The following is a 13,971-nucleotide window of genomic DNA, read 5'->3' as shown; positions in this document are numbered from 1 at the left end:
CTTTCGGCCCCGCCGGTGCCGCCGTTTGGACCGCCGTGGCGGAGGTACCCGGGGACCATGCGGTTGATCAGGCCACCCGGGGTGTATCCACCACAGGACGACACCATGCTGCTGGCCGAGGCGGTGTGGCGGGAGCCCGGCGTGTCCGGCGGCCGTGTCCTGGACGTCGGCACCGGCACCGGCGCCCTGGCGCTGCTCGCGGCCCGCCGCCGGGCCGCCGAGGTGCACGCCGTCGACGTCGCGCCGCGCGCCGTGGCGACCGCCTGGCTGAACGCCCGGCTGCGGCGCGCGCCGGTCCGGGTGCGCCGGGGCGGCCTGCCGGACCCGGCCACCGCCGGCCGCTTCGACGTGGTCCTGGCCAATCCGCCGTACGTGCCCGCGCCGTCCTCCTCCAGCCTGCCACCGCACGCCCGCGCCCGCTCCTGGGACGCGGGGCCCGACGGCCGGGCCGTGCTGGACGACCTGTGCGCCCGGGTTCCGGCGCTGCTGCGGCCCGGAGGCGTGCTGCTGCTCGTGCAGTCGGCGCTGAGCGGGGCCGGGACTACGCTGGAACAGCTGCGGACACAGGGGCTGCGGGCGGAGGTCACCGCACGCCGCATGATCCCGTTCGGACCGGTGCTGCGCGGCCGCAGCGCATGGCTGGCCTCCCGGGGGCTGATCGCTCCGGGAGAGGACAAGGAAGAGCTGGTGGTGATCCGTGCCGTCCGCGCCGACCACGCCGTCTGAGGCCCACGAGCCGCCGGCCGACCGGGCCCCGGCGCGGCGCGTGATCGTCGATCCCGAGGGCCCGCTGCTGGTCGAGGGGCCGGTGGAGGTCGTCCTGGAGGACGGCACCACGGTGCGCTCCGACCGGGTCGTGGTGGCCGTGTGCACCTGCCGGCGCAGCGGCCGCTACCCGTGGTGCGACACCAGCCACCGCCGCCGCGTGCGGAAGGGATCGGGCGACGCGGGATCCGGCGGCACGGGATCCAGTGGCAGGGGATGCGGCGGTACGGGCGCGGGCGCCACGGGATCCGGTGCCACGGGAGCTAGCGGCGCCGCAGCACCCCGCGGATGAAGGCCGCCTGACCGGCGTGCTGCAGATCGTCGGAGATGACGCTGACCAGCCGGACCCCCAGCGTCACCGGCGGGGTCCACGTCTCGTCCACGACGGCGTCCAGATCGGAGTCCCGCAGGCCCCGGACGAAGTCGGCGGTGCGCTCGTGGACCGCGTCGTGGTACCCGAGCAGCAGCTTCGCGGGCACCCGGACGGCGTCCACGTACTTGGCCCGGTGCCCGTAGCCCGTAGCCGACGCCGAGAAGGGCAGCCCGAACCGGTCGTACCAGCCCTGCTCGGTCCAGACCTGCTCGGTATTCGCCACCTCGGAGACATGGTCGTCCTGAACCCGCGTCAGATGCCACACCAGCCAGGCGACGGTGTTCGCCTTGTCGTCGAGCCGCGTCGCCAGCTGTTCGGCCGTCAGTCCCTTCACGGCCTCGTGGACCGTCTCCCGCACGCGGCCGAAACCGTCGGCCAGAACGTCAGCGCTGTTCATCTCACGATCGTAAATGACGTCGACGTGACTCACTCGTACATGACGTAGTCCGGCCGCGGCCGGAGGGCGAGCACGTCTTCCGGGGTCATCAGCGAGCCGCCGCCCTGGGTGTCCTCGTCGTAGAAGAGCTTGAAGCCGGTGCGCAGTCCGTCGGGCAGGTCCGCGACGAGGCGGCGCCAGGTCTCCCGCTTCATGCCCGGCGAGCCGATGCCGTCGGCGCTCTTGATCATCACCACCCCGGGCTGGGGGCGCAGGGCGGACTGGTCCCGCACCACGGACTCGGCGACCTGGTGGAACACCAGCGGCTTCTCCGGCAGGTCGTGGTCGGCGACGAGGCCGGACAGATAGCGGGCCACCCGGGTCAGCTCACCGCCCGTGGTGTGGCCGTAGCGGTGGCCGGGCACCTCACCCGGGCCCATCTGCCACTCCGGGTCGAGCGCCAGCCCCACATCGGGGTGGACCAGCCACTCGCGCAGGGCCTTCACCTCGTCGAGCACCGGCGCGCGGCCCGGCTGGACGTTCAGCAGCAACAGGGCGCGTTGGCGCCGGGCCGCCCGGTGGAAGCGGCGGATCGTCGCCGCGGGGGTGCGCGAGCGGTAGCCGCCGTCCGGGCCCGCCGTGCCCTGCGCGACGGTCGCCAGGAGTTCGAGGACAGGCAGCGGCTCCCGGTCGATGGCGTAGGCGCGGGCGGTCCTCTCGATCTGGGCGATGCGGTCGCCGAGGTCCCCGGTGCCGAGGCGGCCGAGCGCGGCGGCGCCGGGCAGGCCGCAGTAGCCGACCAGCCGGTAGCGGGACAGCCGCCGCCCGCCGCGCGGGAGTTCGGGACGCCGCCTGGCCGGCCGCCGCGACGGGGACGGGCCGGGGGAGGGGGCGCCCGCGCCGCCGCTCCTGGACGAGGACGAGGACGAGGACGGGGACGGGGACGGGCCGGACGCGGACTCGGCCTCCTGCCCGGCGCACCCGGCCAGCGCGCCCAGGCCGGCCGCCGCCGTCGCCGCGAGCAGCCCACGCCGGGTGGGCGATGGCGCGCCCCGGGGGGACAGCCGCCCGGCGGTGTCCGCGGCGGGGCCGGTGGCCTCGGCGGTGTCGTCGGCCACCTCGCCGGGCGGTGTCGGGTCCGGTACCGGGTGCCGGGGCGTGCGATGAGCCACGTTCCTCCCTCCGTGGTGCCCGGACGGGGGCCGGGCACCTGCGTGTCCTGTGTGCCGATCAGTCCCCCCGTGCCCTGCGACTTCCACAAACGCGGCACCCGAAACGACCGACGGCACGATCGACGGCACATTTCAGGGCCGTCCGGCGCCGCGGTGAGCGGAACGGCGCGGCGGTCCGTATGGAAGGGGGCCGTGCCGGTGTGGCCCCTGGCGGCCGAGCGGCGGCGCGGTGCTGGACCGACGTGCGGGAAACGACGTGCCGGAACGACGTGAGGAGGCAGGTGGTGGGACATCCGCGGCGCAGCGCGCACCGTGTCGCACGCCTCGTGGCCATCGGGGCAGTGGTCTGCGGCGGACTGATGGTCTCTCAGGCCGCGGCGGACGGATCGCCCGCCCAGGGGCCCGGTGGCCGGCCCGCCCGGGTCCTCCAGGACACCCCGGGCCCCCCGGAGGCCCGGCTGGCCAGGAGCCTGGTGGACCGGCTCGGCGCCTCCCGTACGGCGGGCAGCTGGATCGGCGCCGACGGAAGGGCGGTGGTCGCGGTGACCGACGCGGCCGCGGCCGCCGAGGTCGACCGGGCGGGGGCGCGGGCCAAGCAGGTGCGGTACAGCATGCGGCGGCTGCGCTCGGCGGCCGAGACGCTGCGGCGGGCCCCCCGGGTGGCCGGGACCGCGTGGGCGGTGGACGCCACGGCCAACAAGGTGGTGGTGCTCGGCGACAGCACCGTCTCCGCCGACCAGTGGACGCGGATGAAGGGCGTCGCCGCCGGCATCGGCGGGGAGGTGCGCATGGAGCGCACCACCGGCTCGTTCACCACCCGGACCGCCGGCGCCGAGCCGATCTTCACCCGGGGCGGGCGCTGCTCGGCCGGTTTCAACGTCACCGACGGCCAGTCCGGCTACATCCTGACGGCGGGGCACTGCGGCCCGAACGGCACCGCCTGGTTCGCGGACAGCCAGGGCACGGCCGGCGTCGGCACGACGGTCAGGAGCGACTTCCCCGGAAGCGACTTCTCCCTCGTGCGCTACCGGAACCCCGCCTCGGACCAGAGCAGCGTGCTGAACGCCGGGGACGGCCAGGTCGTGCGGATCACCGCCGCCGGCGATCCGGTCGTCGGCCAGAAGGTCTTCCGCAGCGGCAGCACCTCCGGGCTGCGCTCCGGCGAGGTGACCGCGCTGAACGCGACGGTGAACTACCCGGAGGGCACCGTCAGCGGCCTCATCCAGACCAATGTGTGCGCCGAGCCCGGAGACAGCGGGGGCCCGCTCTTCGACCGGAACACGGCGCTCGGGGTGACCTCCGGCGGTACCGGCGACTGCACGAGCGGGGGCGTCACCTTCTTCCAGCCCGTGACCAAAGCACTCACGGCCCTCGGCGTGAGGATCCCGGACGCCCCCGCGAGCGACGGCGACGCCGCCGGCGCCGCGCCCACCGCCCCCACCGCCCCCACCGACGGCTCCGGCGCCGGCGCCCAGGACCGGCCGGGGGCCCAGGACCGGCCCGGGGCTCCGGACCGGCCGGGGGCTCCCTCCCAGCCGGTGGCCCCGATCATTCCGGGCACCCAGGGCGACACCTCGACGCTCGCCGGGATCGTCGGCTACGCCCAGCGCCTCGGCCCGGGGCTGGCGCTCGTCGGCGCGGGCCTCCTCGGGTTCCTCGCCACCCTGGTCATCCGGCCGGGCCGGCGGCGGTACCGCGGCTACTCGACGCGGTGGGGGTGACCCGGCGGGCGCTGCGGCGCCGGGACGTCGGCCCGGCGCCGGGTCACAGGGCCCATCCGGGCGCCGGCCGGATCCGCGGCCGGCGCGCGGCCACCTCGCCCTCGATGTCGCGTTCCGCGGCGATCAGCAACTGCTCGCCCAGGTCGTGCATCGCCCGCCCGGCCGCCAGCTCGTCGCCGATCTCGGGGACGTCGCGGTCCTCGGGGGCGCACCGGGCGACGCCCCGGCCGGTGAACGAGGTGTCCCTCGTGTCGAGCACCACGCGCGCCTTCGTCGTTCCCTCGTCCTCGTAGAGGTAGAGGTGGACCTTCCATTCCACGGTGTGCGGCATGGCCGACTCCTCACCTGATGGTGGTCGGGTGTGTTTCGGGGCGGGGCGGCCCGGCCCACGCGGCGACGGCGTCCAGCTCGCGGCCGATACGGCCGCGCACCTCCTCCTCCAACGCGGCCAGGCGCTCGGAGACGAGGGGGCGCTGGGCGGCGGGGGCGCGGATCCGGCGGGCCGGGTGCGAGAGGTCCGCCAGGTCGGCGCGGAGCCGCTGCCGGCACTCCGCCAAGGTGGCGCGCCCGCGGGTGCGCCGGCCGTCCCGCATCACCGTCTCCAGCACCGGCCGGCCGTACCGGGCGGGGTCCTCGTCCGCCACGCCGATCACGTCCGGCCGCCCGGCGCGGCGGAAGACCTGCTTGGGGCCGGGGGCGGTGACCTTCGCGGGGGAGAGCTTCATCACCGGCCGCCCGTCGTACGCGACCATCTTGTAGGCCGAGTCCAGGTACGGGGCGTCGGCGGAGACCCCGACGCGGGTGCCGACCGCGTAGACGTCGATGGGCGCCCCGGAGCGGACCAGGTCGTCCACCGCGTACTCGTCGAGCCCGCCGCTGGCCACGATCCCCACATCCGCCAGTCCGGCGGCGTCGAGGATGTCGCGCGCCCGCCCGGCCAGGAGGGCGAGGTCCCCGCTGTCGAGCCGGACCGCCGAGCCGGGGCCCCGGGCGCCCCCGTCCAGGTCGCGCAGCACGCGCGCCGCCGCGCGCACCCCCGACTCGGTGTCGTACGTGTCCACCAGCAGCGTCACCGGTCCGGGGTGGGCGCGGGCGAAGGCCCGGAAGGCCGCCTCCTCCGAGTCGAAGGCCTCCACGAACGAGTGGGCCATCGTGCCCACCGCCGGCAGCCCCTCGGCACGGGCGGCCGCCACATTGCTCGTTCCGGCGAACCCCACGACCCCGCCGAGCCGCGCGGCGTGGAAGCCGGCCTCGGGCCCGTGGGTGCGGCGCAGCGAGAAGTCCACGACGGGGTGTCCCGCCGCCGCGAGGACGCACCGGACGGCCTTGGAGGCGATCGCGGTCTGGTGGCTGAGCCGGTTGAGCAGGTACGTCTCGACCAGCTGGGCGACCGGCAGCGGTGCGGTGACCTCCAGCAGGGGTTCCCCGGCGTGCACCACCCGGCCCTCCGGCACCGCCCGCACCTCGCCGTCGAAGGCGAGCCCGAGCAGCGGCCGCAGATCCTCGGCCGGCCGGTGCAGCACCGCGGCGAAGTCCGCCACGTCCTCGGGGCCGACGCGGTAGCCGGCCAGGAAGTCCAGGCCGGACTCCAGGCCCGCGGCCACCAGGAAGCCGCGGTCGGGCGGCAGGTCCCGGACGAAGAGGCTGAAGGTGGCCGGTCCGGTCATCCCCTCGCGCAGATAGGACATCGCCATGGTGACCTCGTAGAGGTCGGTGGTCGTCGCCTCGGACATCGACGGCACCTCCTCAGTGCCCGCTCCGTGCCGGTATCACCCACTTTAGTGAGTGTTCTGCCCTGCTTTGGCGCGCTCCACCGTATTCGTGGCTTTCCGGGTGCTCGCGGTGCTCTCTGTGCTCGCGGTGTTCTCGTTGCTCGCGGGGGCGTTCCGGTCCGGTCGTCCGGCCTCGCGCCGGAAGGCCCAGGCCATCCGGGGCTCGACCAGGGGACGGAAGAGGCGCCGTACGGGGGCGGTGCACAACACGGTGATCATCGCGATGGCGGCGGCGGTGACCGTCAGCTCGCCGAGGGGGGTGTGCAGCCAGGGGTGGTCGTACCACCCCCAGAACCGGGACGACTTGATCACGAAGCCGTGCAGCAGATAGCCGTACATCGTCCCGGTGCCGAGCGCGGTGATCCACAGCCGCCGCCGGGGCACCCAGGCCAGGAACGCGGCCGTCAGCACCAGCGCCAGCAGGAAGAGCGCGGGCGTGGTGAACACCCCCGCCCAGGCCGGCACCCCCAGCCCCGCCACGCTCCCGCGGTGGTAGAACCACCCCGCGTCGAGCCGGGGGGCCACCGCGTACGCCGCGATCAGCGCCCCCGCGCCGACCGGCAGCGCGGCCAGCCGGGCGCGCCGGGTGCGCAGCCGTGCGAAGTGCTCCGGCCGCAGCGACAGCCCCAGGACGAAGAAGGGCAGAAACGCCAGCACCCGCTGGAGGGCGAGATCGCCGCCCATCTCCGGGGAGACCGAGGCGAGGACGGCCAGGACCAGCGAGACCGGCACCGGATGGCGCAGGGCCAGCCACAGCGGGGTGGTGAGCCGCCAGATGAACAGCGCCACCAGGAACCACATCACATACCAGGGGTCGAGCAGGCTGATCGGATAGCCCGGGTCGTCCTGCGCCCACCGGTAGAACAGGGTGTACGCGACCTCGAAGACGACGTACGGCGCGGCGACCCCGGTCAACAGCCGCCGCAGCCGTTTGGGCCCCGGGTCGAAACCGCGCGAGAAATAGCCCGAGATCAGCGCGAAGGCCGGCATGTGGAAGGCGTAGACCGTGAGATAGACCGCGGTGACGGCCCGGCTGCCGTAGGTGAGCGGCTCCCAGGCGTGACCGCAGGCCACCAGCACGATGGTGAGGTACTTCGCGTTGTCGAAGTACGGATCGCGCGTCCGGCCGCCCGACCCCCCGCCCCGGAGCGGAGCGTCGGTCGGCGGCGTCGGCACACGCGCGGGACTGTCCTGCTGCACTGTGTCTCCCGGGCACCCTCGAGCGGATCGTCATCGGACCCGGGGGCGTCTGCCCGGTGCGGCCCTTCTCATGCGGCCCCGCTGCCGTTGTGCCGTTTGGAAATAGTGTGCCAAGCGGCAACAGCGGCCCCTGGGGCGGTGGATCGGCGGCCATCCACGGGTAGTCCTACGTTTCGAAGCACGGTCACCGCAGGTCACTTCGCCCACACCGCGAGGCACCAGACTCGGGGGCCTCGCCGGACCTCACGGAGGAGCCATGCCCGCACCTGTGTTCAGCCGTCGCCACGGTATGCGCGCCGCGGCCGCCGCGGCCCTCGTCCTGCCGCTCGCCGCCACGTCCCAGGAGGCCGCCGCGGCCGCCTCCGGCCCGCGGCATGACACGCGGCTGCGCGTCATGACCTTCAACCTCCGCTTCGCCTCCGACACCGAGCCCAACTCCTGGGCGGCGCGCCGCCCGGTGATGCGGGAGCTGCTGCGCCACGAGGCACCCCATCTGCTGGGCACCCAGGAGGGGCTGTACGGCCAGCTCAGGGACATCGCACACGATCTCGGGCCGCGCTACGACTGGCTGGGCACGGGGCGGGCGGGCGGCAGCCGCGATGAGTTCATGGCCGTCTTCTATGACACCGGTCGGCTGGAACCGCTGGAATACGACCACTTCTGGCTGTCCGACACCCCGTATGTGATCGGTTCCAACACCTGGGGCGGGGCCGTGGTCCGTATGGTCACCTGGGTCCGCTTCCACGACCGGCGCACCGGCGGGCAGTTCTACGCCCTCAACACCCACCTCGACCACCGCAGCCAGCCCGCCCGTGAGCGCGCCGCCGCGCTGATCACCGAGCGGCTCGGCGGCCTGGACGCGGCCCTGCCCCGCATCGTCACCGGCGACTTCAACGTCGCCGCCCACGGCAACCCGGTCTACGACGCGATGCTCGGCGGTGGCTCCCTCGTCGACGCCTGGGACGCCGCCGAGCGGCGCGGCGCGCAGTACGCGACCTTCCACGGCTACCGTCCGCTGGTCCCGGACGGCGACCGGATCGACTGGATTCTCACCTCGCCGAGCGTGCGCACCCACTACGCCGCCATCAACACCTACTCCCGTGACGGCCAGTTCCCCAGCGATCACCTTCCGGTGCAGGCCGTCCTGGAGCTCGGGGCGTAGCCGTCCGCCCGTCCGCCCTTCTGTGAGGCCTCAGGCCCCGAGCAGCCGTCGCGCGCGTCCGATGAGGGCGCGGGCGGCGGGGCTGACGGGGCCTTCGGCGCGCCAGGCGAGCGCGAGGGCGCCGCGCAGCGCGGGGCGGGTGATGGTGAGCGCGCGCAGGTCGTCGCGTCTCTTCGCGATGCCCTCGGGCACGATCGCGATGCCCAGCCCGCGCGCCGCGAGCTGGGCGAGCACCGTGGGGGTGCCGGCCTCGAAGGCGATGTGCGGGGTGAAGCCGGCGGCGGCGCAGGCCTCGTTGAGCAGGGAGCGGATGCCGGTGCCCCGCGGGAGGCTGATCAGCACCTGGTCGCGCAGGGCGTCGAGGGGGATCGTCGACCGCTTCGCCAGTTCGTGGTCGGGGCCGACGGCCGCGACCACCGGCTCCTCGGTGACGATGTGGAGGGCGAGACCGGGTGGGGGCGTGGTGCCGAAGGCGATGACGGCCGCGTCCAGCCGGCCGCCGCGCAGCCCCTCGACGAGCCGGTCGGAGCTGTCCTCGGTGAGGGTGATCTCCACCGCCGGGTGGTCCTCGTGGAAGTCCGCCAGCAGCGTGGGCAGATCGACGTTGTGGGAGGTCACCGTGCCGATGGCGACATGCCCGCGGACCAGCCCGGTCAGTTCCTCGACGGTGAGCCGCACCCCGGAGACCGCGGCGAGCGCCGCCCGGGCGTAGGGGAGGACCGCCGCGCCCACCTCGGTGGTCCGCACCGAACGCCCCGAGCGGTCGAGCAGCTCCTGCCCGAGCTCGCGTTCCAGGCGGCGGATCTGCGCGCTGACGCCGGGCTGGGCCACATGGAGCCGCTCCGCGGCCCGGGTGAAGTTGGCCTCTTCCACCACGGCCACGAAGTATTCGAGCTGCCGAAGTTCCATGGCGGAAACTCTATCGGCACGTCATAACGAATGCTTCTGGTGTGCAGCAGAACCAGCTCTTGGACTTCTGATCCGGGCTGCTCCAGAGTGGAGGTGTCAGGGAGCGGGACACCCCCGGACACCAGCAAGAACGCCAGCGAGAACGCCAGCGAGAACACCAGCACCCCAGAGCTGAGGAGCAGCCATGGCCGCCCAGACCACCACCACCCGCCGGGGCGCCATCGAGCCCGAGGACCTGGCCCGCCTGTTCGTGGAGCGGGCCAACGCCGGGGACGCCGAGGGCCTCGCCGAGCTGTACGAGCCCGAGGCCGTGCTCGCCTTTCCTCCGGGGGCCCGGACGGTCGGCCGCGAGGCGATCCGCGCCGTGTTCGAGCGGATGCTCGCGCAGGTGCCCCGCTTCGAGGTGGAGCCGGCCCTGCCGACCGTCCGCAACGGCGACCTCGCCGTCACCTCCACGCGCCCCGCCGACAACACCGGCGGGCGGGTCCAGGTCGTGCGCCGGCAGCCCGACGGGACCTGGCTGCGCGTCATCGACCGCCCCGAGATCAGGGACTGACCGTGGGAGTGCTCATCGCCGGGGCCGGGATCGGCGGGCTGACCGCCGCCCTGGCCCTGCACGCCGCGGGCATCGAGGCCACCGTGGTCGAGGCCGTCCGCGAACTGCGCCCGCTGGGCCTGGGCGTCAACCTGCTGCCGCACGCGGTGGGGGAGTTGACCGCGCTCGGCCTCGGCGACGACCTCGCCCGCATCGGGGTCGCCACCACGCGGAACGTGTACTGCGACCAGGCGGGGAACACGCTGTTCACCGAGGAGCGCGGGCTGGCCGGGGGCTACCGGTGGCCGCAGTACTCGGTGCACCGGGGCCGGCTGCAGTCGCTGCTGCTGGCCGCGGTGCGCGACCGGCTCGGCCCGCACGCCGTGCGCACCGGCGCCCGGCTGCTGGACTTCGAGCAGGACACCGACGCGGTCCGGGTCCGGGTTCCCGGGGCCGAGTTCGAGGCCGAGGCGCTGGTCGGCGCGGACGGCCTGCACTCCGCGGTGCGCGCGCGGCTGCATCCCGACCAGGGCCCGCTGCTGTGGGCCGGGGTGCGGATGTGGCGCGGGGCGGCGGAGGCCGGGCCGTTCCTCGACGGCCGCTCGATGGTCATCGCACGCGGCGACCGGAATGCCGAGCTGATCGCCTATCCCCTCGGCCCGTCCCTGGTCAACTGGGTGGCCATGGTGTCGGTGGCCGAGCCCGGGCCGCTGCCCGGCGACGCCAGCTGGAACCAGCCCGGCCGCGCCGAGGAGGTCCTGGAGCACTTCGGCGGCTGGACCCTGGGCGGGCTCGACGTGTCCGACCTCATCACGGGCAGCCCGGCGATCCTCGAATACCCGATGGTCGACCGCGACCCGCTGCCGGCGTGGGGCCGGGGGCGGGTGACCCTGCTCGGCGACGCGGCGCACCCCATGTACCCGGTCGGGGCGAACGGTGCCTCGCAGACCGTCGTCGACGCCCGGGTGCTGGCCGACGAACTCGCCCGCGACATCCCCCGGGGCCTGAGGGCCTACGAGAACAAGCGACGGGAGGCGACCGCCGCCGTCGTCGCCGCCAACCGCGAGATGCAGCGCTCGTGGCACGCGCGGTCCCCGGAGGAACTCGCCCGCGTCACCACGACCTACCGGCGCGCCACCCGCGCCGACCACCAGCACTGAGGAGCGTCACATGGCCACCTTCGTACTCGTCCCCGGCGCCTGCCACGGCGGCTGGTGCTACGAGCGGATCGACGACCGGCTGCGGCGGCACGGCCACCGCGCGCACGCGCTCACCCTGACCGGCTTCGGCGACCACGCCCGGCCGATGAGCGGCACGGTGAACCTCGACACCCACATCCAGGACGTGGTCGACGTGCTGACGGCCGAATCGCTCGAGGGCGTGGTGCTGGTGGGGCACAGCTACGGCGGGATGGTGATCACCGGGGTGGCCGACCGGGTGCCGGAGCGGGTGGACTCCCTGGTGTACCTGGACGCGTTCGTGCCCGAGGACGGCGACTCCGTCTGGACGCTGACCTCCGAGGCGGAGCACGAGTGGTACCTGAGCGCGGGGGAGACCGGCTACGCGGTCCCGCCGCTGCCGTTCTTCGACCCCCGCGCCACAGCCCACCCGCTCGCCTCGCTCGTCCAGCGGATCCGGCTCACCGGCGACCTCGGGCGCTTCCGGCGCCGGGAGTACGCGTACGCCACGCTCTGGGACGGCCCGTCGCCGTTCACCCCCACCTACGAGCGGCTGCGCGAGGACCCCAGCTGGACGGTGCACCCGCTGGAGGGGCGGCACAACCTCATGCGGGACGTGCCGGACGACCTGCTGAAGATCCTGCTCGACGTGGCGCCGCCCGGGCCCGGCCACTGACCCTCGTTCGACCCGGGCGGCGCGCGGGCCGCTCAGATACGGGTGCGCAGCCTGATGGTCGTGCCGTCCGCGTCGGTCTGCATCTGCACCACATCGCACAGCATGCGCACCCCCCACAGCCCGAAGGCGGGCTCCGAGCCGCTCGGCGGAGTGAAGCCCCACAGTGCGTCCGGATACCAGTGGCCGGGGCCGGACATCTCGCAGACCAGGTCGCCGTTGTCGGTCCACATCCGCAGCTCCGCCGGCGCGCTCCCGTGCCGGACGGCGGTGGTGGCCACCTCGGCGACGGCGGACACCATGTCGCGCAGCGCGTCGCCCGCCAGCCCCTGGCGAGCGGCCCGCTCGGCCGCGAACACCCGCGTCGAGTCCAGGTCGGCCGGGTTGATCGACAACGTCTCGGCCAGCCGGGGGGCGCGGGGCAGCGGCCGCCGGTCGCAGGTGGCGCTGAACGGGCCGGGGTCGGTGTACTCCTCGCTCCTGCGCGGCCCGTGGCCGTCGATGATCTCGGGGTGGGTCTGCCGCGCGTAGCCGAGGATCTCCGGGTGCAGCGCCCGCCGGTCGTAGCAACAGATCGCGTGGGCACCGGAGTTGCTGAACGCGGCGTTCACGATGGACTCGTAGCGCGCCCACTCCACGACCTCCAGCGGGGTGCGCCCCTGCCACACCGGCTCGGCGATCACCCGGGCCCGGCGGGGCGCCTCGGCCTTGACGTAGGCGTCGTACGCGGCGATGGTCCGCACGGGGTGCTGGTACCAGTTGAGCGCGTCCTCGAACTGCACCGACGAGGCGTCCTGGCCCAGGGCGTCCCGCAGCGCGATGACGTTCGACTTGGCGGCGACCACGACCACGGCGTCGTCGGCTTCGAGACCCGCGCGCAGGAAGGGCACGCACACCGAGACCACCTCCTCCTCGTCGTGGTAGAGGAATCCGCGGTGCACCATGGAGCCGCGGTGCTCCGCGACTCCACTGCTCTGGCCGGTCATAGGGGCTCCCTCGGGCTGCGCCGGAAAATCGCACGCGCGTCCATCATTCGAATGTCAGGACGGTGTGGTGTGCAGTCTGCCACCCCCGGCCGCGCGCCGCACGGGGACCCTCAACATCGAACAATGCCTGAACGCAACGGCGTTGCGGGACGAATGGGCCGGGTGGAGCGGCGCCCCACGGGGGTGGCGTCGGCGCATGGACGAGCACCTGGGGGTGGCATAGCATCCCGGCGTGACACAGCTGAAATACGTCAACGCCAATGATCTCGAGTTCGCATATCTCGAAGCGGGCCCCGCTGACGCGCCGTTGGCACTCTGCCTGCACGGCTTCCCCGACACCGCGCACACCTGGCGCCATCTGCTGCCCGCCCTCGGCGACGCGGGCTACCACGCCGTCGCCCCCTTCCTGAGGGGCTACGCGCCCACCGGCATCCCCGCCGACGGCGCCTACCAGGCCGGTGCGATCGCCTCCGACGCCAACGCGCTGCACGACGCGCTCGGCGGCGACGGCGACGCGGTGCTCATCGGACACGACTGGGGCGCGATCGCCGCCTACGGCGCCACCGCCCACGCCCCCGAGCGCTGGCGGCGGGCCGTGACGATGGCCGTCCCGCCGCTGGGCGGGGTGCTGGCCGACTTCTTCGACTACGACTACGACCAGTTCAAGCGGTCGTTCTACATCTTCCTGTTCCAGACGCCGCTGGCCGAGGCGGGGGTCGCGGCCCACGACATGGCGCTCATCGACGGCCTGTGGCGCGACTGGTCGCCGGGCTACCACCACGCCGAGCAGGACATCGCCCACGTCAAGGAGAGCCTGCGCGAGCCGGCCAACCTCGAGGCCGCCATCGGCTACTACCGCGCCCTGTTCGACCCCTCGCGCCACGTGGAGAAGTACGCCGCCGAGCAGGAGGCCATCACCCGGACCGGCGAGCGGCCCACCCTCTACCTGCACGGCACCGCCGACGGGTGCATCGGCGCCGACGTGGTCGGCAGCGCCAAGGACAACCTCCCGCCCGGCTCGCGCGTCGAACTGGTCGAGGGGGCGGGACACTTCCTCCACCTGGAGCGGCCCGAGGCGATCAACCGGGAGATCCTCACCTGGCTGGGCGCCGTTTCCTAGGGGGCTCGGTTCGCCCCGCCACCGGGCGC

Annotated in this window: 15 protein-coding genes; 8 read left to right on the top strand and 7 right to left on the bottom strand. The window is 74.2% G+C overall.

Features of this window, described 5'->3' with window-relative positions:
• The first annotated feature begins 57 nt into the window (after positions 1 to 57).
• Positions 58 to 726, top strand: a complete 669-nt coding sequence (locus tag BBH68_RS33210; RefSeq protein ID WP_065967473.1) for a HemK2/MTQ2 family protein methyltransferase — start codon at positions 58 to 60, stop codon at positions 724 to 726.
• On the top strand, positions 698 to 1,057 hold the full coding sequence (locus tag BBH68_RS44650; protein WP_079151370.1) for a CDGSH iron-sulfur domain-containing protein: 360 nt from the start codon (positions 698 to 700) through the stop codon (positions 1,055 to 1,057). Before BBH68_RS33210 ends, BBH68_RS44650 begins: the two co-directional genes overlap by 29 nt.
• Here the strand turns inward: BBH68_RS44650 and BBH68_RS33200 are convergent.
• Together BBH68_RS33200 and BBH68_RS33195 are read right to left on the bottom strand one after the other, a co-directional pair.
• Positions 1,029 to 1,535 carry a mycothiol transferase gene (locus tag BBH68_RS33200; protein ID WP_065967472.1) on the bottom strand — a complete coding sequence of 169 codons (507 nt, stop codon included), beginning with the start codon at positions 1,533 to 1,535 and terminating at the stop codon, positions 1,029 to 1,031. The two genes, BBH68_RS44650 and BBH68_RS33200, sit on opposite strands and share 29 nt — an antisense overlap.
• Positions 1,536 to 1,564: 29 nt before the next feature.
• Complete coding sequence (locus BBH68_RS33195; protein WP_245738425.1) at positions 1,565 to 2,686, bottom strand: hypothetical protein; 1,122 nt, start codon at positions 2,684 to 2,686, stop codon at positions 1,565 to 1,567.
• 284 nt (positions 2,687 to 2,970) lie between these two features.
• Between BBH68_RS33195 and BBH68_RS33190 the strand changes: the two genes are divergently transcribed.
• Positions 2,971 to 4,407, top strand: coding sequence for a S1 family peptidase (locus BBH68_RS33190; RefSeq protein ID WP_065967471.1), 1,437 nt, complete (start codon positions 2,971 to 2,973; stop codon positions 4,405 to 4,407).
• Between the two features lie 43 nt (positions 4,408 to 4,450).
• On the opposite strand, the gene BBH68_RS33185 is transcribed toward BBH68_RS33190, so the two are convergent.
• Genes BBH68_RS33185 through BBH68_RS33175 form a run of 3 tightly spaced genes read right to left on the bottom strand, consistent with a single transcriptional unit; the run spans position 4,451 to position 7,355 of the window.
• The gene (locus tag BBH68_RS33185; RefSeq protein WP_065967470.1) at positions 4,451 to 4,738 is read right to left on the bottom strand and encodes a DUF1876 domain-containing protein; all 288 of its coding nucleotides are present in this window, start codon (positions 4,736 to 4,738) and stop codon (positions 4,451 to 4,453) included.
• Between the two features lie 10 nt (positions 4,739 to 4,748).
• The gene (locus BBH68_RS33180; RefSeq protein WP_065967469.1) at positions 4,749 to 6,140 is read right to left on the bottom strand and encodes a nicotinate phosphoribosyltransferase; all 1,392 of its coding nucleotides are present in this window, start codon (positions 6,138 to 6,140) and stop codon (positions 4,749 to 4,751) included.
• 45 nt (positions 6,141 to 6,185) lie between these two features.
• Complete coding sequence (locus BBH68_RS33175) at positions 6,186 to 7,355, bottom strand: acyltransferase family protein (RefSeq protein WP_245738424.1); 1,170 nt, start codon at positions 7,353 to 7,355, stop codon at positions 6,186 to 6,188.
• Between the two features lie 280 nt (positions 7,356 to 7,635).
• Here BBH68_RS33175 and BBH68_RS33170 point away from each other — a divergent pair, with 280 nt between their 5' ends.
• Positions 7,636 to 8,541 (top strand): endonuclease/exonuclease/phosphatase family protein, encoded by a 906-nt coding sequence (locus tag BBH68_RS33170; protein ID WP_065967468.1) that lies wholly within the window; start codon positions 7,636 to 7,638, stop codon positions 8,539 to 8,541.
• 30 nt (positions 8,542 to 8,571) lie between these two features.
• Here the strand turns inward: BBH68_RS33170 and BBH68_RS33165 are convergent, their stop codons facing one another.
• Positions 8,572 to 9,450: a LysR family transcriptional regulator gene (locus tag BBH68_RS33165; protein ID WP_065967467.1), complete on the bottom strand. Its 879-nt coding sequence runs from the start codon at positions 9,448 to 9,450 to the stop codon at positions 8,572 to 8,574.
• Between the two features lie 184 nt (positions 9,451 to 9,634).
• On the opposite strand from BBH68_RS33165, the gene BBH68_RS33160 reads away from it, so the two are divergent.
• From BBH68_RS33160 to BBH68_RS33150, 3 genes are read left to right on the top strand one after another with little or no spacing between them, the layout of a single operon-like run.
• Positions 9,635 to 10,006, top strand: a complete 372-nt coding sequence (locus tag BBH68_RS33160; RefSeq protein ID WP_065967466.1) for a YybH family protein — start codon at positions 9,635 to 9,637, stop codon at positions 10,004 to 10,006.
• A 2-nt stretch (positions 10,007 to 10,008) separates the two neighbouring features.
• On the top strand, positions 10,009 to 11,145 hold the full coding sequence (locus BBH68_RS33155; RefSeq protein ID WP_065967465.1) for an FAD-dependent monooxygenase: 1,137 nt from the start codon (positions 10,009 to 10,011) through the stop codon (positions 11,143 to 11,145).
• 10 nt (positions 11,146 to 11,155) lie between these two features.
• Positions 11,156 to 11,839 carry an alpha/beta fold hydrolase gene (locus BBH68_RS33150; RefSeq protein WP_065967464.1) on the top strand — a complete coding sequence of 228 codons (684 nt, stop codon included), beginning with the start codon at positions 11,156 to 11,158 and terminating at the stop codon, positions 11,837 to 11,839.
• A gap of 32 nt (positions 11,840 to 11,871) precedes the next feature.
• On the opposite strand, the gene BBH68_RS33145 is transcribed toward BBH68_RS33150, so the two are convergent.
• Positions 11,872 to 12,822 (bottom strand): sensor histidine kinase, encoded by a 951-nt coding sequence (locus BBH68_RS33145; protein WP_065967463.1) that lies wholly within the window; start codon positions 12,820 to 12,822, stop codon positions 11,872 to 11,874.
• A gap of 232 nt (positions 12,823 to 13,054) precedes the next feature.
• On the opposite strand from BBH68_RS33145, the gene BBH68_RS33140 reads away from it, so the two are divergent.
• Complete coding sequence (locus BBH68_RS33140; RefSeq protein WP_065967462.1) at positions 13,055 to 13,942, top strand: alpha/beta fold hydrolase; 888 nt, start codon at positions 13,055 to 13,057, stop codon at positions 13,940 to 13,942.
• Positions 13,943 to 13,971 lie beyond the last annotated feature (29 nt).

Origin of the sequence: Streptomyces sparsogenes (assembly GCF_001704635.1) — a bacterium.
Taxonomy (GTDB): Bacteria; Actinomycetota; Actinomycetes; order Streptomycetales; family Streptomycetaceae; genus Streptomyces; species Streptomyces sparsogenes.
Note: the sequence above shows the minus strand (reverse complement) of the source record. Positions and strands in the feature narration are given on the sequence as shown.